Below are 19,604 nucleotides of genomic sequence, written 5' to 3'. Positions count from 1 at the left end.
TATGAAAAATATTAAAAGTATAGCTACCATCATGTTTGTCTTGGTGGTACTTGTTTCAGCTTGTACCTCAGGTGGGGGTGAAAGTAGTGATAAACTATCCCTGGACTATGAGAAATTCACTTTAGACAATGGACTAGATGTTGTTCTTCATCAAGATGATTCTGACCCAATCGTGGCAGTATCTATTTTAGTTCATGTTGGCTCTAATAGAGAGAAGCCAGGAAGAACAGGATTTGCTCATTACTTTGAGCACATGCTTTTCCAACGATCTGAAAATGTGCCTGATGGCGGATTCTTCAAAAACATCAATGAATGGGGAGGGACTTTCAATGGAGGTACCTGGACCGATGGAACGATCTACTTTGAAGTGGTTCCAAAGGATGCACTTGAGAAAGTACTTTGGATGGAATCTGACAGAATGGGATTCTTTATCAATGCTGTTTCCTTGGCAAGCCTTGAAGGTGAGAAGCCTGTAGTTCAGAACGAGAAAAGACAAAGAGTTGACAATCAACCTTATGGTCATACACAAAGTGTAATATTAAAAGCACTTTATCCGGAAGGTCACCCATATAACTGGACAGTTATCGGTGAGCTAGAAGATCTTCAAAATGCTACATTGGATGATGTAAAGGAATTCTACGAGCAATGGTATGGCCCAAACAATGCCACTTTGGTTATTGCTGGTGATATAGACAAAGAGGGAGTTAAAGCAATGGTAGATAAGTACTTTGGTGAAATTCCTTCACGGGGAATTGACACACCAATGGATCCTCAACCAGTAACTTTAGATGAAACGAAGATCTTTTATTATGAAGACAACTTCGCTCAGCTTCCTGAGCTTAGAATGACTTTTCCTACCGTTGAGCAGTACCATCCTGACCAGTGGGCTTTAGACGCATTGGGACAAATTTTGTCTGATGGTAAAAGAGCAGCGCTCTATAAATCTATCGTTGAGGAGTCTAAATTGGCACCTGGCGTTTCTTCATTTAACAGTTCCAATGAATTAGCAGGAACCTTTACGATTCGTGTGAGAGCAAACGGAGGAACTGATCTGGATTCTGTAAGAGCAGTAGTTAATCAAAGTTTGGCAGCTTTCGATGCAGAAGGATTTGATATCAAAGACTTGGACAGAATTAAAGCCGGTCTTGAGACCAATTTCTACAATGGAATCAGCAGTGTTTTCGGGAAGTCTTTTCAGTTGGCATCATACAATGAGTATGCGGGTGATCCAGGCTTTATCGAACAGGACATAGCAAATATCAAAGCTGTCACTCAGGAAGATGTCATGCGAGTGTTCAGAAAGTATATTCTCAACAAGCATATGATTGTTACCAATTTTGTTCCTAAAGGTGCCGCGGACCTAGCGATGGAAGGAGCTGTAATGGCCGATATTAAAGAAGAGGGCATCAATGAATTCGGACAGAGTGAAGTGATTGAAGAAGAAGGAGATTTTACCATTGTTAAAACCGAGTCTTCATTTGATAGATCTCAAGAGCCAGATTTCGGGGAAGCACCACTTGTCATTCCTCCAACCATTTGGACGGATGAAACTTCGAATGGAATAAGTATATATGGCGTAGAGGCTGATGAGCTTCCACTTGTAAACTTTTCTATGCGAATTATGGGAGGGCATTACCTGGATAATCCTGATAAGATAGGAGTTGCCAACTTGATGACTGACATCATGATGGAGGGTACAGCCAATAAGACCCCTGAAGAACTAGAGGATGCCATTGGACAGCTTGGAGCAAACCTGAATATGTTCACAGCAAATGAATACATCCAGGTTTCAGGAAACTGTCTCTCCAGAAATTTCGAGGCGACAATGGAGTTGGTTCAGGAGATTTTACTTGAGCCAAGATGGGATGAGAAAGAATTTGAACGAATTGTCAATCAGACAATTCAGAGCATCAAGCAGAGAGAAACCAATCCTAACTCCATTGCTACCGTTGTTATGAACAAGAAACTCTATGGTGACGATCATATCATGAGTCATCCAGCAATTGGGTATGAAGATCATGTGCAGAGCATTACAATAGATGACCTGAAGGCTTTCTATGCTGAGAACTTTGCTCCGAACGTAACTAATTTCCACGTTGCTGGAAATGTTTCGCAATCACGCGCTATTAAGGCTCTGGGAAGATTGACAAAGGAGTGGAGCCAGAAAGAGGTGGCTATGCCTACCTACGAAGTACCAGCCGTACCTTCTGATCCGCAGGTCTATTTTGTGGATGTTCCTAATGCAAAACAATCTGTCATTCGAATTGCAAGACTTACTGTGGATGCAGATGATCCTGCTTACAACGAGATTATGGTTGCTAACGATAGATTAGGAGATGGTTCTTCAGGGCGACTTTTCCAGATTCTAAGGGAAGAAAAGCAGTTTACTTATGGAGCTTATTCTTTTCCTGGTAGAAGCGTAATGGCGCCAGGAACATTTACAGCTTTCTCTAGTGTAAAGTCTTCCACTACGAAGGATGCCCTAGATACCTTCAAAGAAGTGATTGGCAGTTATGCAGATACGTATACTGATGAAGACCTGCAGAAAACGCAGACAGCCATGATTAAGGAGAATGCGAGAAACTTCGAGACGCTATTTAATCTGCTCGGTATTCTTCAAAACATCAGTACCTATGATTTACCTCAAGACTACATTGATCAGGAACAAAAAATAGTTACTGCAGCTACAATAGAAAGTATTCAAGCTACCGCAAATGAATATTTTGATCTTAGCAATTACATCTTTGTGATTGTTGGAGATAGGGCTACACAGTATGATCAACTGCGAGTTGATGGACCTGGTGATCCTGTTTTGGTAGATAAATATGGTAAGGATGTGGGGGTGATGTAAATCACTTCAACACCAAGACAAAAAAAAGCGAAGAAAATCTTCGCTTTTTTTTATCCTCTTCTTTGCAAAACTGAAGTGAGATTCTATATTTGCAGACCCAAAACAACATGGTCCGTTCGTCTAGGGGTTAGGACGCCAGGTTTTCATCCTGGTAACAGGGGTTCGATTCCCCTACGGACTACTTAACTAGCCTGTAAGTCATTGATTTACAGGCTTTTTTGTTTTTACACTGTCGTTATTACTGTCGCTATTTGAAAGAACTGTTCATCTTGTTGAACCAATTAGTATTTTTAGAAAATTGATTTTAAGCATACTACGATGGAAATAACTTTACCTACAGTTGATGAAATTAGGGCTGTCCTCAAAGAAGAGTTGGAACAACTTAGATATACTGATGAAAGATTGATGACTCGAGAGGAAGCTGCTGAGTTCTTAAGTATCTCATTACCTACATTAAACGATTGGACAAAGTCGGGAAAGATCAAATGTCATCGTATTCCAGATACAGGTCGAGTTTATTACCTAAGATCAGAACTACTTGATGCAGTTGTAGAATGTAAAGTCTCTTAAAACGAGAGTTTCTAGAAATGGTTTCTGTGTGCTACAACTTCAATGAATTCTAGCTCTACATTGTGCAACAATTTTCAATGTGCTATATCGTTTGTTATGATCTTAAGTGACAGTTCTTAAAGAGTCTTTTCTATAGGAATAGCGAGTCTGACTAAAACCCTTATGAACTTAAAACCGTGAACCGTATTATGAAGAAAGTAATTACCTCAGTTCTCTTTTTAGTAATTGCTCACCAGCTTTTGGCTCAAGAATCTCCAGAACCTCGTGACCATCATGCAATGACGTTCGACAATGCCAGAAAGCGAATCGTTATGTTCGGAGGAAATGGTTCTGGTGAATCCAAATACTTCTCTGATCTATGGGAATTGGATAATACATCATGGCGGAAAGTGAATGAGTCCGAAATGACTGAACGTAGCAGTCATGCTATCGTGTTTATTCCTAACATAAATAAAAATTTGCTGATAGGCGGAATATCAAAATCTGGAGAATATCTTATTGATATGGGCTTCTGGGACGGAAAGAGCTGGACACCCGTTGCAGAGGGCCCTTCTCCGAGATATTCACCAGCAATTGCTTATGATGAGTTTAGGGAAACTTTGGTTTTATTTTCAGGAGCAGGGCGAGGTGAAGATGAAATGTGGGAATGGAAAGACGGTGTATGGACACAAATTTCTTTAAATCAAGAAAACCGACCCTTGGCAAGAACACGTTCACAGATGGTCTATGATTATGTCAGGAAGACTGTAATTCTTTTTGGAGGATATGCAGAAGGAAAATCTGTGGACGATATGTGGGAGTGGAATGGGAAAGAATGGACTAGACTGCAGGTGAATGTGCCCCCGGCCAGAAACAATCATCTTATGGTCTCAGATAAACATCGCAAACATGTGGTTTTATTTGGTGGCAAGAATAGGCAAGAGGGAATTCTATTTGGAGATACATGGGAGTGGAATGGTGAGGCATGGAGTAGATTATCAAAGTCCGGGCCTGAAGCACGTGACATGACATCTGGGGCGTTTGATGAAAATGGACGCAGGATTGTTTTGTTTGGAGGAAGAAATGAAGATCGAAAAAAGTTAGGCGATTTATGGTCTTGGGATGGGAGGAGATGGTCTCAGCTAAAATAACTGAACATAACGCCCAGATATGGCGCTGTGGCCTCCGAGCTTTATTTTTTATGATAAAAGTAGCTTATCTGCCGGTGCATTCAAAGTATCAGAGAGGCACTGCGTCATGCAATAAAAACTCCCAAGAGATGCTGGTGCTAGAAAGCACATCAGTTTCTTGGCGGTAGATAAGCGGGATGTTGAGCAAGTACCTTGCAGATAGCTAAGTAAGGCCATGCGCCATCATCGTTTGTTACATGCTTTATTGGTCAGCAAATTGATATGTCATCCTGCTTCTTTGTTCACCATATTCGTTCTCGTAGTATTCTCGCTTTTCATCTGGTTCAGGAGTTAGTTTACGAGGTAACCAGATAGCAAGAAATGCTGCCGGTAAAAGAAGGGCGAAGAATATAGAAATTCTAATTATTCCGTCAATTGATAAGCCATACATTTGGATGAAATCATCGAAGGCTAGTGAATGAAGCAAAGTCTCATCAAAGGGTTTTGATTCGTGAGGCCCATAAAACGAGGGTTATTTGATATTTAAAATAATCGGTTGAGACTTTTGTAGCTTTTTCTATAGAAATATTTGACAATCAACCCAAATGCACAATGGATTTTTGAATCGCGATATTGTTGGGGACGTAGATGTCATTTCCGTCATCCTTCTTTAGCCTTATTGAAAAAAGCGACAAGTCAATCACCTCTCCTTCAGCAGAATTATCGCCATCTAGAATTCTAACTTTTGACCCAATTTTAAAAGGAAAGAAAAAGAACAAAATTACCGAGGCGGTGATATTGCTCACGATCGACCAGTTTGCAAACAGTCCTACTCCAACAATGGTTAGGAAAGAAGCGATATATACAGACAAGCCTTTAAGAGAAATTTCCCAAACCATTCCAATAAAAATGATGAATAAAAAGGCAACTCCAAGGCTCACCGCTTTCCGAATGTAGACCGCTCTCGCTTCCTCAAAATTGTGCTTCATCGCGCGTCTCAGGACTACTCCAAAAATAATCTTTCTAACAATGAGATATGCAAGCAGGACACCAAAGGTGACACTAATTTGGAAAAGTGGAAGTGTTTCTAATAGGCTCTCCAGAGTTTTCATAGTTGGAATTATATTGATAGCAAGTTACTTTTCGAATGTGACTTATTCTCTAATTGGGAGTCTATTAAATAATAATTGAACTACGATCTACAAGGAGTTATCTTAGTTGGATTGAATTCAAATAGTTATAAATGAGATCATTTTTTAAGTGTTTTCTGCCTTTGGCCATTTTTTTTATGTCTATGGGCTGTAGTCCGCTGAGAAAATCTCAGGTAAGACTAATTGGAAACTACTACAACACCCTAACGATCTATCCCGGAAGTGTGAGAAAATTGAATGAGCGTGCTGCTAAACTCTCGCTCGAATCAGATAATCTTAGAAGTGCACTCTATCCGTCAGACTCACTTAGAGTACAAGCCTTACTTGAAGCAATTAATCAGTACGAAACTAATTTGATACTTCCAGATACAATCCTGTCCCAGGTTGATTTTTTGGACAACTATATCAGAGGATACTATGTATTGGTTCCAAATGGATTTAATATCTACAAAGCCTTCAAGGGAACCACAGAATCAATTGTGGGAATTTTTGGCTTTGGATCTGTAGCATCATCAGTTTTGCCAGATAAAACTGTGGAGATAACTAATGCCAAGGAGCGCAAAATACTGACTCATTTCCAGAGTCAAAGTGAAGAGTTTCGCAAGTGTCTATCCTCAATAAAGTCGTACATTGATCATTATGCAGTTCCTAAAATAGATAGTACAAATCGGGAAATCCAGGATGGTGTTCAAAAACTATTTGCCGATAAGAAGGAAGCTGTTTCATCTCGAGAACATTACTTCACCTACAATCGACATTTCATCGATTTTTTTCAAAAGACGATACAAACAAGAAAGCTTTATCTTAATATTTCAAAATCGCTCGCTAACATTTTAGCAACAGAAAGAGAAATACAAAGGATGACTGCAGAAAGGATGAAAATCGATCGAGATTCTTACCAACTCCATGTTTTGGCTAACGATGTTTTGAAAATGAAATCCCTGTTCAAAGAATCTGAATTCTAATCTAAAAATGAAGACAGACGGAAAAGTTTTTTTTGCTATCAAAAGTTCGTATGCTGCTCACTATTTAAAGCCAATTGTCGAACAAATAGTGCATGAAGCAGACCAAATGCAAACGTTGGTTAGAATAATTGAAGAGTTTTCTGAATTTGCACAGAGCAAAAAGAAGGATAATTCAACCATTGCTAAGCATAAATCTAAGATCCATCAGTTAATTGATCAGATTTGGATTCTCCCTGAGAAAAAAGAGTTCTTTCTACTCTACGAGAAACTCTCAGATAGTCTACAGGAAATTTTTGATCAGCTCGACGATACGCATATCCTTGAGCAAACACGAGATCGTTTTTATGCTAATCCAGAGGACCCAATTACAACGAAGGTATTGAAGTCACTTAAATGGCTAGTCTTTAGAGTCAGATATATACCTGCATCTTTTTTGAATCTCTTCAAAGGAGAGAAAAAGAAAATTGCTTATTGGAAGCATTCAATACCGTTTAAAAACCTAGTAATAAGACATTTTCAGGCAGAGACTATTCTTAAGTTACGTTTGATCACGGATCGATTTTTCAAGGAACTTTGTGCGCAATATGTAAAGATTAAAAACTGGGAAAAAGCGATATCGAACTCAGAAACTAGCGACATAGACATCCACCTCGAGATTGAAGTTTTTCTGGCCCAATTGCCAAAAGAAATCGAGACATCTCTAGAGAATATATTATCTACTTGCTTTGAGGAGTTCACAGATAGTTATAAAAAAGCAGGGACCATTGAGCTTCCAGGGCGTATGCTATCAGGTTCTCATATTTCAAAGTTCTTGTCCCTGTCTGAAACCAGATGGGTGGAAAACAACATTAATTGGAAGAATACTCTTTTTTCGCTGTTTGAAGAATGGCGTTCAGAACTTGATATTTATACATTAAGAAGTTTGACACTTGCAGAATTAGAAAAATTCACTTCTGAACAAACCAGCAAGTTTAGTGATCAAATTGATCCTGAAATTGATGAAATAGAAGTCTTTATTCAAGATGCAATTTCTTATATAAAAAAAAGCAAAAAAGGAGTCGGTAAAGAATTGAGTCGACTGCATGCCTTGGCTGGAGTAAAACTTGATAAGGAGCTGGTGCCAAGGCTTTGCAACAAGCTTTCAAGCCAAAAAATCACCAGTTTAATTGCTAAGTTGGAAAACAGCATCAGGCAAAACATTGAAGGCCTGTCTGATGAACACGTAATCGTTAAAAACAACACGTACGATTCTCCAATTGAAACTAGTGAGTTAAAGAGAGTATCGCCGTACGAACTGATCACATTCGAAACCCTCGGTGTGTTCGAGACTCAACTTGAGGCGATTAAGAAAGAACTATTTACTACCCTTCGAGAAACTACTGAGTTCGCAAGCAATCTTGATCAAATTGTTATTTTCAGTCTTTCCTCTGCACTGACAGCTTTGGGAAGTGAAGGTAAAACTGAGGTAGAAGCAACTGCAGTAGCCCTCGAAGGTTTGACTCGTGCGGCTAACAGGCTTAAAGACACAAGAAACGCATTAAAATCATCACTTGTCAAAAACAGTGATGATCTGGAAAAAGCAATTCAAGAGTTCTGTGCACAAATAGTTGAATTGGCAGTCAATGAAAATGTGGGAGAACTCAGAATACGAATCACCAAAGCCAAAGCAGCTAAACAGGCGGAAGAGCTGAAAAAGGAGCTTAGGGAGAAGCTAAGAGTACGAAAGCGTATGATTTTCTCGCTATTCAGGAGGAGTTATAATCAGTTAAAAGCGCGAATAGAAAAATTTGAGAACAGGTATATTAATACCACCGAAACTCAATCAATTGATCGAGAAATCTCTGATTTCTTACTGGAATCACAATCTGCAATTCAGAATCTGCCTTTGATTTATAGGCGACTTTATGAATTAGAACCTATAGAGGATCCTGAGTTGTTTGTTGGACGTGCATCTGAATATAACATGTTGACCACAGCATTTACTAACTGGGAGCAAGGGAAATACGCATCTACTGTCGTAGTTGGGGAGAAATGGGGAGGGATCACTTCGTTCATCAATTTTACAGTAAACAAAGGCAACTATAAATATCCGTTGGTTCGATTTTCGCCGCTCCATTCAATATCGTCAAAAAAAGATTTGATTGGTCTTATGCGAATCATCTTCAAAAATGACTCGTTCACCGGAGTTGATCATATTGTCGATCATCTCAAGAACGGAATTAGACAAATTGTTATTCTCGAAAACCTTCAAAATATCTACCTGAGAAAAATCCATGGATTCGATGCTCTGAATGCCTTTTTCGAAATAATTAGCAGGACACACAAAGACATTTTCTGGGTTTCCACCTCCACCATATATGCGTGGGACTATTTATGTAAATCGATCAATATTGCTGAGTTTTTCAGTTATACCATCAAGATGGAGAATCTGACGGAAGATCAAATAGTCAACATCATCTGGAAACGAAATAGGATTAGTGGATTCAATATTCTTTTTGAACAAGACCAAACTATTTCTGACGGAAAGTTTGACAAGATGAGCCTTGATGAACAGCAAGTTTTTTTGAAGAAAAATTTCTTTTCTGAACTCAATGATTTTGCGAAGAGTAATATTAGTCTTGCTCTTATCTTCTGGTTACTGTCAACTAAAAAAGTTGACAAAAGTGCGATTACAATTGGCACATTCCAGCATCCAAATCCAGATTTTCTTTCATTCCTTTCTATGGAGAAATTGCACGTGCTTCACGCATTGATTATCCATGACGGGCTTACAGGAGAGCACCTTGCAATGGTTTTGAATAGCTCTAATGTTACAGTGAGACTGACCTTGTTTGCACTTCTGGAAGATGGTATCATCGTCGAGCGAAATCAAATCCATATGGTTAATCCTATTGTATTTAGAAATATCGTTACTCTTCTCAAAGCCAAAAATTTGATTCATTGACATGAAGAAGTTTACAATCATATTGCTCTCACTTCTAATCACTGCAAGTCTCTCAGCGCAAACAGATTCTGTACAGAATAAAGGAAATAAGAACAATGTAACGGTTACAGCTGCCAAGCAGGCTATTGACTCTACAGCCAAGGATCAAAATAAGATTATTGATAAGATCTCGTCTACAAGCGGACCACCAGATATCTCAGAGCTAATTTCGTTTTCAAAGATATTCTGGTCAATTATTTTCCTCATTGTAGGTTACTTATTTATCAGATTCTTTGCCAGAGTTCTTGGGATTTTTGCGGAGAGAAGCACTAATTATAGAATTAGAATCAAGAGTTTCATTCCGGTAGTGAAAATTCTTGGTTGGGCCTCACTGACCTTTTTAATTGTGGCAGGCATCTTTCAACCCCCAGCCTCAACTATTTTGGCCTTTTCTGCATCCATTGGAGTAGCAGTTGGATTTGCAGCTCAAGATATAATAAAGAATATTTTTGGAGGTGTTATGATACTATTTGATCGACCTTTCAAGGTTGGTGACAAAATCGAGATTGGCGATCATTATGGTGAAGTCGTTGAAATTGGGTTAAGGTCCACACGTATAGTTACTCCAGATGATAGCCTTGTTACTATTCCAAATGGAGAGGTTGTGAGCCATTCTGTCTCAAACGCCAATGCTGGAGAACCAAATTGTCAGGTGACAACAGAGATTTATCTACCAATAAATGCTGACATCGCTTTGTCCAGATCGATTGCATTACAAGCGGCTAAAGTTTCTCGTTATGCTTATTTGAATAAGCCTATCATTGTGATTTTTAATAATGAGTACCAAATGCAAAACTCTTTGCTCAAAATGAAGATCAAAGCGTACGTACTTGATATTCGAGATGAATTCAAATTCAAAAGTGAGGTGACAGAACTTGTAGTTAAAAAACTACTTGAAGCAAAGATTATATTACCGGATAACAGATAAGATATGGTATTACTCAATGCGCTCGGTACTCAGTTAAACGTACTACTCGCCGTATGCGGAGTGATTCTACTACTGGGATTGTTGTTGAAAAAAGTAAATCAACCTTATATCATCGCATACATTCTTACTGGCGTTATTCTAGGTCCATCAGGATTCGGGCTGGTAACCGAATATGAAACAGCTGAGGTCATCGGCGAGCTTGGGCTCATTATTCTGATGTTCTTCATTGGTATGGAAATTTCCCTGAAAGATTTCATTGCCAAGTGGAGAATTGCCTTATTTGGTACAGGCCTGCAAGTTTTGATAAGCATACTTCTTATCCTGGTTGTCGGATATTATCTCGGCTGGTCGTTGAATAGAATATTACTTCTAGGATTCATCATCTCTCTAAGTAGTTCGGCAGTTGTTATTAAGCTTATTGAGGATAATTCGATTGGCAAAACCCGAATTGGGCAAAATGTCATTAGTATCCTGCTTACGCAGGATATCTTGATCGTTCCAATGATCATAATCATGTCGTTTCTTACAGGTGGATCAGTTGAACTAAGTCAGGTGGGATTACAATTAACTGGAGGAGTTTTAATCGTCGGTTTTTTGATTTACCTACTAAAGAAGCAGACCATCACCTTGCCTTTCAGCAAACAGTTAAAGAACGATCACGAGCTTCAAGTATTTGCTAGTCTGATCGTATGCTTTGGGTTAGCACTCCTTACCTCCATATTTGAACTGTCTGCTGGATTGGGCGCATTTGTAGCAGGGTTATTCATCCATTCTTCCAAGGCAACCAAATGGCTTAATAAGAGTCTGCATGCTTTTCGAGTGGTTTTGATTTCCGTGTTCTTTCTGTCAATAGGAATGTTGATTGATATTGAATTTCTAATAAAGAACTGGATGATCATTTCATTATTGGTTCTGGGAGTTTATTTGAGTAATCATGGTATCAATGCGATATCTCTAAGAATGCTTGGAAATTCATGGAGGCATAGCATCTATGGTGGATCTTTTCTTGCTCAAATTGGGGAGTTCAGTTTTGTGTTGGCCTCTCTTGGATACCATTCAGACATCATGTCTACCTTCAGCTACCAACTGACGATTATTATCATCTCCATTACTATTCTTATCAGCCCATTCTGGACCTTATTCACTAAAAAAATTCTGAAAATCAAAGAGGATACTCTTCTTTAACATCATCCCCAGAAAAAATCCTTTGAGAAATATCTTAACCACTAAGGATAAAAAAAGCATTTTGGAAGGTTGAGAATTATTTGATTGTACAGGTGGGATAGTAGTTGGTAAGTTCCAATTAATCTGTTTTACGGTCTAAAGAAATGTACTTTCTTGTTGAGAGTGATTGTTGATCAAACGTACTCAGGGATATTTATTGCAGTACTTTTATCAATGTTGGGTAACACCCATAGGAATCAAACAACCCCTTCGTACCATGAGTTTTAAATCATTTATTAGAAAATTAGGATCAAGTGACCAGAATTCAAAGCCTCATAAATTAGGAATTGCCCTAGGGGGGGGTGGGGCTCGAGGGTTCGCTCATCTTGGAGCCATACAGGGGTTAAGCGAGCAAGGGATCAGACCAGACATGATAGCAGGAACGAGTGCCGGTGCGATGGTTGCCGCATTTATTGCATCAGGGAAAGAACCAAAAGAAATTCACGATTTATTGAAGGAAAAAGATCTTTTTGGATACTCCAAAATTCAGTGGCCCAAAGAAGGGCTGTTTAGTTTGGACGGACTTGGGAAAGTTCTTGCAAAAGAGATTTCAATAGATCGAATTGAAAACATGAGAACGCCACTAATAATAACGGTTTCAAATCTTAATAAGGGAATCGTTCAGTATCTAACTAAGGGCAATCTTGTCGATGCAGTTCTTGCATCAGGTAGCATTCCTTTTATTTTTAAGCCAGTAGAGATAGATGGATGTAAGTGTGCCGATGGTGGGATCATGGATAATCTTCCACTGAAGCCGTTGTTGGAAAAGTGCACCAAAGTAATTGCGATCAGCATTAGCCCTATTGAAGAGACGGATGATCTGGACAATTTGGTAAAAATATCTGCACGTACATTTCAATTGAGTGTGAATGCTCAAAACAATGAGCTTCAAAAAGACTGTACCCTTTTTATCGAGCCGAATGGAATTAGAGAATACGATCTTTTTGATATAAAGAAGGCAGACGAACTGTTTGAAATCGGGTATGAATCTATTCAAAATGCTGATCTTAGCAGGGTTCTAGATTGACAGACATTAGAAGAGCTCAAGTTTTTTTTCTTTGTAACGAAAAAAGTGACCAATACCAACCTTTCTGGTCTCAACAATACAACTTTCTTATCTTCTAACAAAAAAACCAATACCATGAATAAGATCACAGATCTAACACAAGTGGGCTTTCAATCCCTGGTGGCGCTGGGAGAGTCCTTTATGACCGCATTGCCAAATATTTTGGGTGCCCTTTTTCTGATTCTACTAGGATGGGTGATAGCGAAAATCACCTCATATATAGTTCGCAGAACCTTAAAAGCTATAGGCTTCAACAAGCTTTCAAAAAAATTAAATCTTGATGAGATGATGCGCGAAAGCAAGATCGAAATTTCCCCATCTCAAGTTGTAGGAAAATTTGTTTACTGGGTAATTATCTTGTTGTTTTTTGTCACCGCATCAGATACGTTAGGATGGGCAGTAGTATCGAAATCGATAAGTGACTTGTTGGGCTACCTTCCTCAATTATTTAGTGCTATTGTTGTCTTCGTCATTGGCTATTATATTGCTACTTTCGTCAAAAAGGGTCTTCGAGGTATTCTGGATACATTGGCTGTCGCATCCTCCAGAATCATCAGTAGTTTTGCCTTCTACCTCATTATTGTAATTATCTCATTAGCATCTCTCAATCAGGCTGGTATCGATACAGGTGTTTTGACCTCTAATGTGACAGTAATCGTTGGAGGTGTTGTACTTGCTTTTGCGGTTTCTTTCGGAATTGGATCCAGGGATATTTTAACAAATATCCTGTCTTCTTTTTACTCAAAAAGCAACTTTCATGCTGGTCAGGAGATTGAGATTGGTGATTTGAAAGGAGTCATTCAAAAAATTGATATTACCAGTTGTGTTCTGACAACTAAGAATGGAACGGTAGTGATTCCTGTAAAAACTTTGCTTACAGATAGGGTGAATTTGTCAAAATTATAGTAAGCGAGGCAAAGAATTATTGATGTTAGTATTAAGCTAATTAGATATGTCAACACAAGAGATTCTGAATTATGAACTGTTAGGGTTTGGAGAATATTCCGTTAAAGTTTCTAGTATTCTCTTTGTACTCCTGGCGTATCTACTGACCCGATTGGCGCTAGTGCTCATCAGGAAATCGTTATATAAAGGGAGGTTGTTTAGGAGAGTTCAGGAAGGCCAGGCTATTGCTTATTATCAAATTTGCAAGTACGTCCTGATTGTTATAGCCATCTCTTTAGTTCTTGAAAGTTTTGGGATAAAAATCACCTTTCTGCTTGCAGGATCTGCTGCGCTATTGGTTGGGGTTGGGTTAGGTCTGCAACAACTGTTTAATGATCTTGTTAGTGGCTTTATCATACTTACTGAGCATACTATAAAAGTTGGTGATATAATAGAGATAGAAGGCCTTGTAGCAAAAGTTAGGGAAATTGGACTGAGGACCTCAAAAATTGAGACACGGGGTGATATCATCATGATCATACCCAACTCCAAGATTGTTAATGAAAGTGTCACCAACTGGTCTCATAATAAAAAAGAAGCCAGGTTTTCTTTGAATGTCGGCGTGGCTTATGGATCTAACGTAGACCTTGTAGCAGAGCTCTTAAGGGAAGCTGCAAACGAGCACAAGGACGTTGATTCAACTAGAAACACCACGGCCAGATTTAGTGATTTTGGAGAGTCAGCGTTACTCTTTGAGGTACTCTTTTGGAGTGAAAATCTGTTTAGAATAGAAGATGTCAAAAGTGACATACGAATGCAGATAAACAGGAAATTCTTAGACAATAAAATACAGATTCCATTTCCGCAAAGAGATCTGCACTTGCGAACTACAGTTGAGGTTCCTGTTTCAGATCGAAGGACATGAACTTCTAACACGCAAAAGCGAGACTTTTATGCGATTGTCAATTTTAAAACTGAACTAGGGTACAGTCAATGGTTTTGATAAGATCACGAACATTTCTAAGAGGCATCTTTAGCATTTTTTGGACTAATTTGTGGATACTTACCAAGCAGACTTCTCTTATCGAATCCTCACAGATTTACACAAAAAAGCAAACTAAAAGTCTTACAGACTGGGAGATTATAGATTTGATCCTTGAATCTGAAAGGCCTGAGTTTTTTGAGGAAATCTATGATCGATATGCACTCAAGATTTTTAGAAAGTGTCTAAGTTTTACTAAAGATGAATCTGAAGCGAAGGATCTTGCACATGATGTAATCGTTAAGATTTATTTGAATCTTTCCAAGTACAACAAAAAATCGAAATTTTCGACTTGGATATATGCGATCACTTTTAATTATTGCGTTGATCATCAGGCAAAAAGGAAAAAGCAGCAAAATTTATCAGAAGCACTCAAGTATGAGGAACAACAGCCTGAGTCTGAAGACGACCTTTCAGATCAGGAGATTATGGAGATCAACATTGAAACATTGAAATTGTTGCTTGATGAGTTGAGTGTTGCAGAGAAAAGCATCTTGTTAATGAAGTATCAGGATGACCTTTCTATCAAGGAAATAGCCGGTTTGTTGAATGCCGGAGAAAGTGCTGTAAAGATGAAATTGAAAAGGACGAAAGCAAAACTGATTAAGCTTTATGAAGAACGAAAATAAAGACATCAACCCTTTCAAGCTCATCAATAAGGTAGATGAGCTGCCTCCTGAATTGAAGAGGGAGGTAATGGCGACAATTAGTTATGCGCACCTGATGACAGATGTCGGAAAGCTGTTCTCTATAGATATGGCAAAGACAGCAAATAAGCTGATTGATCCATCTTCAGATTCCGAAGATGGATAGTATTATTTTGTGACCTTTCAAGAAAATCCTGTCTAAAATCAAATACTAATAAATGAAAATTATAGTTCCTACTGATTTTTCGACTGTCTCATATAACGCACTTTTCATTGCTAAAAATTTTGCAAAGGCATCAGGAGGGGAAATTATTTTACTGCATGTCATCGAACCTCCTTCAGCATCGTTTTCCTCAATAGGGGAAAATCTAGAAAACGGAATGGAAGATGTGTTTGTCGCTCAACTTGTTAGAAAAATAGACAATGAACTACATTCTTTAAAAAGTGCTCATGATGATGTAAAAATTAAAATAGTAAGAAAAATAGGTGATCCCTACAAAGAGATACGCGACACAGCAATTTGGGAAAAAGCAGAACTAATTGTAATGGGCGAAAAAGGACAGGGGGATGATAATGATTTGTTTATAGGGTCTCTGACTGATAAAATTGTAAGAACATCTAAATCTCCTGTAATTACAGTAAATCAGGCCATAGAGGAGAATCCAATTCAACATATTGTTTATGCTACGGATCTGAAAGAAGAACATCCCAGATTGATCCATTTATTGAAGCAAATTCAAAGATTGTTCAATGCCAAGCTGCATATAGTGAAAATTAACACCAGAGATAAGTATGCTAATGATTTGGATACTATGGTAGATCTAAGAACGCTGATTGACAAATACGAAATTGAAAATTATACAATTGAAACGTACAATCACGAGGATGAAGAGTATGGTATCATTTACTATGCCGACCAGGTGAAAGCGGATCTTATTGCAATAGGAGTTCACAAGAAGACAGGCATACGACGACTCATCAATGGTGGTGATCTGGCAGAGATTGTAGCTGAACATGTTGATCGCCCTGTTCTGACATACCACTTTGGGTGAGCATTTTTGCTTACGGATCTTAAGAAAATCAAGTCTTTGGAATAAAACTGTGACTTATTCCCTTTTCACAGTCTTAACATCAAACAAAAAAAAATTAAATCATCAACTGCAGGATCATCACTTTGGTAGGACGCCGTTGGAACGAAAACAACAAAAATTATGGGAAATATTCTTTCTTCATTAGTAAATGGCGTTAAGGGGGGTGTAAAAGGTGCACTTTCAGGAACTGCCGACTTAGGTGGTAGCATTGTAGGTTCTGTGAAGGATCTCGCGGTTAATACCATCAAAGGAACCTCTGATCTGGTTGTGAAAGGCATTCAGATCCCTGCTTCAATTGTTCAAGGTGCATTCGAAGGAGTTGGGTCAATTGGAACCAGTGTTGTGAAATTGGTCAAGGGAATTGTTGATGGAGCTGTTCAAGGAGCAATGGACGCGGGAGTTGAGCAAAAGGATGCAGTTCAAGGCTCTGTGAGCCAGGCACTGCATGCTGGTAAGGAACTGGGAATTGACATTGGGGAAGTAGCTGTAGAAGCGGTGAAAGGATCAATTAGTGCCGTAAAACAGGTTGGCGGTGATACTGTATCAGCTACTAAAAACTCCATTATTGCGGCTCTTGAAGCGGCAAAAGATATCGGGGATGAAGCTGCTAACTCAGTAAAACGAGCGCTGAAAGAAGGAGTAGAAGGAGCAACAGAAATATTGGACGAGATCAAGAAATAATCCCTCTTAAGATTTCTGGAAGATTTAAATCTTCCCACTAGAAATGCCTGTGATATTCATCACAGGCATATTTTTTTGGTTTCCTAATTCACAACTTGCAGGAATATGAGTTAATTACTCTTCACCTATATGCATCAGTGCGTCTCCTCGATTTACAACCGGATTATTGTTTACAGCTATGACATGGCCTTTAACTGTGCTTTTAATTGGTCTTTCAAATTCGCCAAATGGACCTGCAATTAGCCCCAGCTTTTGTCCTATTTCAACTTGTTCACCTGACCTTACATAGGAATAATAAAGACCAGCTGCTCGGGCGCGAATCCATTTCGATTTTGAGATCATTATTGGCTCACCTATGGTGTTCGGGGCCTCAGACCTCATTCCTAAATGCTTCATGACTCTCAAAGCTCCATTTACTCCTTCATCAATGGCATGCTTTCTTAGTCGAAGAGACTCTCCTGCTTCGTACACTAAAATGCTTTTATTGAGCTTACCAGCTTCTTTTCGCAGTGATTTTTCCCTTAAGGGCGAGTTAATGATGTATTTAGCTCCAAATGCCTTTGCCATTGCTAGGTTTTTAGGATTATCCATGAGTCCGCGAATTTGGGGGTAGTTGTTTATTCTCGCCCCACCAGTATGAAAATCCAATCCGAGATCAATAACAGGAAGTATTTCTTTTCGGAAATGAAAAGCTAGTTGACTCGCAAGAGAGCCGCTCCTGGTACCCGGAAAGGATCGGTTCACATCTTTACCATCGGGAACCTGTCTGGAGAAATTGAGAAACCCGTAGACATTGAAAATCGGAATGCAAATAACCGTTCCAATCTCCGGTCTGTTATACCTATTGGCAATCAATCGTCTTACTATCTCCACTCCATTTATTTCATCTCCGTGCATCCCGCCCATGAGTAGCAGTGTCGGGCCCGGCTTCTTTGAGCGACTAACGATAATGGGAATTTCAATCTCTGTTCTTGTCGGAAGTTTTGATATAACAGCTAGAATCTGCTTTTCCTTGCCCGGATCGATCGTTTCACCGGCAATAGTTATTGGTTCCATATTCAAATTATCCGTCTGTTTTTCTTTTTTTGGTCGCTGATTTTTCAATGTATTCAATAATTTTTCCAGCAATATCAACGCCGGTTGCCTTTTCGATTCCTTCAAGGCCTGGAGAAGAATTTACCTCTAAAACCAAGGGTCCCCTTTTTGATTGCAGCATGTCAACACCTGCAATTGCAAGTCGCATGCTTTTTGCCGCTTTCAGAGCTGTAGACTTTTCCTCGCGGCTCAATTTGATAATATTGGCATTACCACCGCGGTGAAGGTTTGATCTGAATTCACCTTCCTTCCCCTGCCTTTTCATAGCGCCAACTACCTCGCCATCTACGATGAACGCTCGTATATCAGCACCTCCAGCTTCTTTAATGAATTCTTGTAAAATCACTCGTGTTTTAAGACTTTCAAATGCTTCAACTACTGAAGTAGCCGCCTTATCTGTCTCAGCCAAAACGACTCCAAGACCCTGAGTTCCTTCGAGAAGTTTGATTACCACGGGAGCCTGCCCAATGTGCTTCAATACTTTATTGTCTCCTTTACTGGAATTGGTGAATGCCGTTTTTGGAAGCCGAACGCCTGCTCTGGATAGTATTTGCAAGCTTCGCAGTTTATCTCTTGATCTGGTAATTGCTAAAGATTCCACTGCACTAAAAACATTCATCATTTCGAATTGTCTTACTACAGCAGTACCATAAAAGGTCACAGAGGCACCAATCCTGGGTATAATGGCATCTATGTCGGTGAGTTTCTCCCCATCGGTGTAAATGGAGGGGCCAGAGTCTTCCATTATAATGTCACATTTCAGGTGGTCGATGATGCGTCCTTCATGTCCCTTCTGCTCTATGGCCTCTAACAACCTTCGGGTGGAGTAGAGTTTTGGATTTCTTGATAATACTGCGATTTTCATTTTTTCTCATTTTTTTGTGTGAAGGACAAGTCTTTCAGTTGAACATTTACCAGATACTGCTCTGCAAGAAATTTTCGACCAAGCAAAACGGGATATCTCATCTCACTTCGATCTGTTAATGAAAATTCCAACGTTCTCCTCTTTCCGAAAGCAATAACGACGGTCTCGATTGTATAACGGTTCTCACTTTCTCCGGAAGAGTTTTTCACTGACTTAGAACTATAGTTGGCAGTATGGAAATCTTTCTCTGCAAATTCTGGATGCTCCGGATCCAATACTTTGAATGAAAGAACTCTTTTCCCATCACGGAGAACTTCCTCGGTTTCGTGGCAATGTAGGGCGCATCCGTATGCACCAGTATCTATTTTTGCTTCAATATTGAAGAGTTCCAGTTCCGGCAAATCTATTTTATCTTTTCTTCCAATAACATTCATTCTATTTGCTCTTTAGA

Annotated in this window: 18 protein-coding genes and 1 tRNA gene; 15 read left to right on the top strand and 4 right to left on the bottom strand. The window is 39.1% G+C overall.

What is annotated here, in order from left to right; genetic code table 11:
* Position 1: 1 nt before the first annotated feature.
* The 4 genes from ABJF57_RS09540 (at position 2) to ABJF57_RS09525 (ending at position 4,551) form a co-directional block, all read left to right on the top strand.
* Positions 2-2,851 (top strand): M16 family metallopeptidase, encoded by a 2,850-nt coding sequence (locus ABJF57_RS09540; protein WP_462234631.1) that lies wholly within the window; start codon positions 2-4, stop codon positions 2,849-2,851.
* A 109-nt stretch (positions 2,852-2,960) separates the two neighbouring features.
* Positions 2,961-3,032, top strand: a tRNA-Glu gene (locus tag ABJF57_RS09535).
* 137 nt (positions 3,033-3,169) lie between these two features.
* Entirely contained in the window at positions 3,170-3,421 is a 252-nt protein-coding gene (locus ABJF57_RS09530) for a helix-turn-helix domain-containing protein (RefSeq protein WP_462234629.1), read from the top strand.
* Between the two features lie 188 nt (positions 3,422-3,609).
* On the top strand, positions 3,610-4,551 hold the full coding sequence (locus ABJF57_RS09525) for a Kelch repeat-containing protein (RefSeq protein ID WP_462234627.1): 942 nt from the start codon (positions 3,610-3,612) through the stop codon (positions 4,549-4,551).
* A 575-nt stretch (positions 4,552-5,126) separates the two neighbouring features.
* Here ABJF57_RS09525 and ABJF57_RS09520 read toward each other — a convergent pair.
* Positions 5,127-5,642: a mechanosensitive ion channel domain-containing protein gene (locus tag ABJF57_RS09520; RefSeq protein ID WP_462234626.1), complete on the bottom strand. Its 516-nt coding sequence runs from the start codon at positions 5,640-5,642 to the stop codon at positions 5,127-5,129.
* 131 nt (positions 5,643-5,773) lie between these two features.
* Between ABJF57_RS09520 and ABJF57_RS09515 the strand changes: the two genes are divergently transcribed.
* The 11 genes from ABJF57_RS09515 (at position 5,774) to ABJF57_RS09465 (ending at position 17,193) form a co-directional block, all read left to right on the top strand.
* Positions 5,774-6,646, top strand: a complete 873-nt coding sequence (locus ABJF57_RS09515) for a hypothetical protein (RefSeq protein WP_462234624.1) — start codon at positions 5,774-5,776, stop codon at positions 6,644-6,646.
* A 7-nt stretch (positions 6,647-6,653) separates the two neighbouring features.
* Positions 6,654-9,590 carry a hypothetical protein gene (locus ABJF57_RS09510; RefSeq protein ID WP_462234622.1) on the top strand — a complete coding sequence of 979 codons (2,937 nt, stop codon included), beginning with the start codon at positions 6,654-6,656 and terminating at the stop codon, positions 9,588-9,590.
* Between the two features lies 1 nt (position 9,591).
* Complete coding sequence (locus ABJF57_RS09505; RefSeq protein WP_462234620.1) at positions 9,592-10,557, top strand: mechanosensitive ion channel family protein; 966 nt, start codon at positions 9,592-9,594, stop codon at positions 10,555-10,557.
* A 3-nt stretch (positions 10,558-10,560) separates the two neighbouring features.
* Complete coding sequence (locus tag ABJF57_RS09500; RefSeq protein WP_462234618.1) at positions 10,561-11,742, top strand: cation:proton antiporter domain-containing protein; 1,182 nt, start codon at positions 10,561-10,563, stop codon at positions 11,740-11,742.
* 256 nt (positions 11,743-11,998) lie between these two features.
* Complete coding sequence (locus ABJF57_RS09495) at positions 11,999-12,808, top strand: patatin-like phospholipase family protein (protein ID WP_462234616.1); 810 nt, start codon at positions 11,999-12,001, stop codon at positions 12,806-12,808.
* A gap of 114 nt (positions 12,809-12,922) precedes the next feature.
* The gene (locus tag ABJF57_RS09490) at positions 12,923-13,753 is read left to right on the top strand and encodes a mechanosensitive ion channel family protein (RefSeq protein WP_462234615.1); all 831 of its coding nucleotides are present in this window, start codon (positions 12,923-12,925) and stop codon (positions 13,751-13,753) included.
* A gap of 46 nt (positions 13,754-13,799) precedes the next feature.
* The gene (locus tag ABJF57_RS09485; protein ID WP_462234613.1) at positions 13,800-14,657 is read left to right on the top strand and encodes a mechanosensitive ion channel family protein; all 858 of its coding nucleotides are present in this window, start codon (positions 13,800-13,802) and stop codon (positions 14,655-14,657) included.
* 68 nt (positions 14,658-14,725) lie between these two features.
* Entirely contained in the window at positions 14,726-15,403 is a 678-nt protein-coding gene (locus tag ABJF57_RS09480) for an RNA polymerase sigma factor (RefSeq protein ID WP_462234611.1), read from the top strand.
* Positions 15,387-15,587 carry a hypothetical protein gene (locus ABJF57_RS09475; protein ID WP_462234609.1) on the top strand — a complete coding sequence of 67 codons (201 nt, stop codon included), beginning with the start codon at positions 15,387-15,389 and terminating at the stop codon, positions 15,585-15,587. Before ABJF57_RS09480 ends, ABJF57_RS09475 begins: the two co-directional genes overlap by 17 nt.
* A gap of 52 nt (positions 15,588-15,639) precedes the next feature.
* Positions 15,640-16,473 carry a universal stress protein gene (locus tag ABJF57_RS09470; RefSeq protein WP_462234607.1) on the top strand — a complete coding sequence of 278 codons (834 nt, stop codon included), beginning with the start codon at positions 15,640-15,642 and terminating at the stop codon, positions 16,471-16,473.
* A gap of 159 nt (positions 16,474-16,632) precedes the next feature.
* Positions 16,633-17,193 carry a hypothetical protein gene (locus ABJF57_RS09465; protein ID WP_462234605.1) on the top strand — a complete coding sequence of 187 codons (561 nt, stop codon included), beginning with the start codon at positions 16,633-16,635 and terminating at the stop codon, positions 17,191-17,193.
* 114 nt (positions 17,194-17,307) lie between these two features.
* Here the strand turns inward: ABJF57_RS09465 and ABJF57_RS09460 are convergent, their stop codons facing one another.
* The 3 genes from ABJF57_RS09460 to ABJF57_RS09450 are packed head-to-tail and all read right to left on the bottom strand — an operon-like array spanning position 17,308 to position 19,587.
* Positions 17,308-18,249: a succinylglutamate desuccinylase/aspartoacylase family protein gene (locus ABJF57_RS09460; protein ID WP_462234603.1), complete on the bottom strand. Its 942-nt coding sequence runs from the start codon at positions 18,247-18,249 to the stop codon at positions 17,308-17,310.
* Between the two features lie 7 nt (positions 18,250-18,256).
* Positions 18,257-19,153, bottom strand: a complete 897-nt coding sequence (rimK, locus tag ABJF57_RS09455; RefSeq protein WP_462234601.1) for a 30S ribosomal protein S6--L-glutamate ligase — start codon at positions 19,151-19,153, stop codon at positions 18,257-18,259.
* Positions 19,150-19,587, bottom strand: coding sequence for an ATP-dependent zinc protease family protein (locus ABJF57_RS09450; protein ID WP_462234599.1), 438 nt, complete (start codon positions 19,585-19,587; stop codon positions 19,150-19,152). Before ABJF57_RS09450 ends, rimK begins: the two co-directional genes overlap by 4 nt.
* Positions 19,588-19,604: the final 17 nt, after the last annotated feature.

The sequence above is a fragment of the Ekhidna sp. genome, assembly GCF_039940915.1.
GTDB lineage: Bacteria > Bacteroidota > Bacteroidia > Cytophagales > Cyclobacteriaceae > Ekhidna.
Note: the sequence above shows the minus strand (reverse complement) of the source record. Positions and strands in the feature narration are given on the sequence as shown.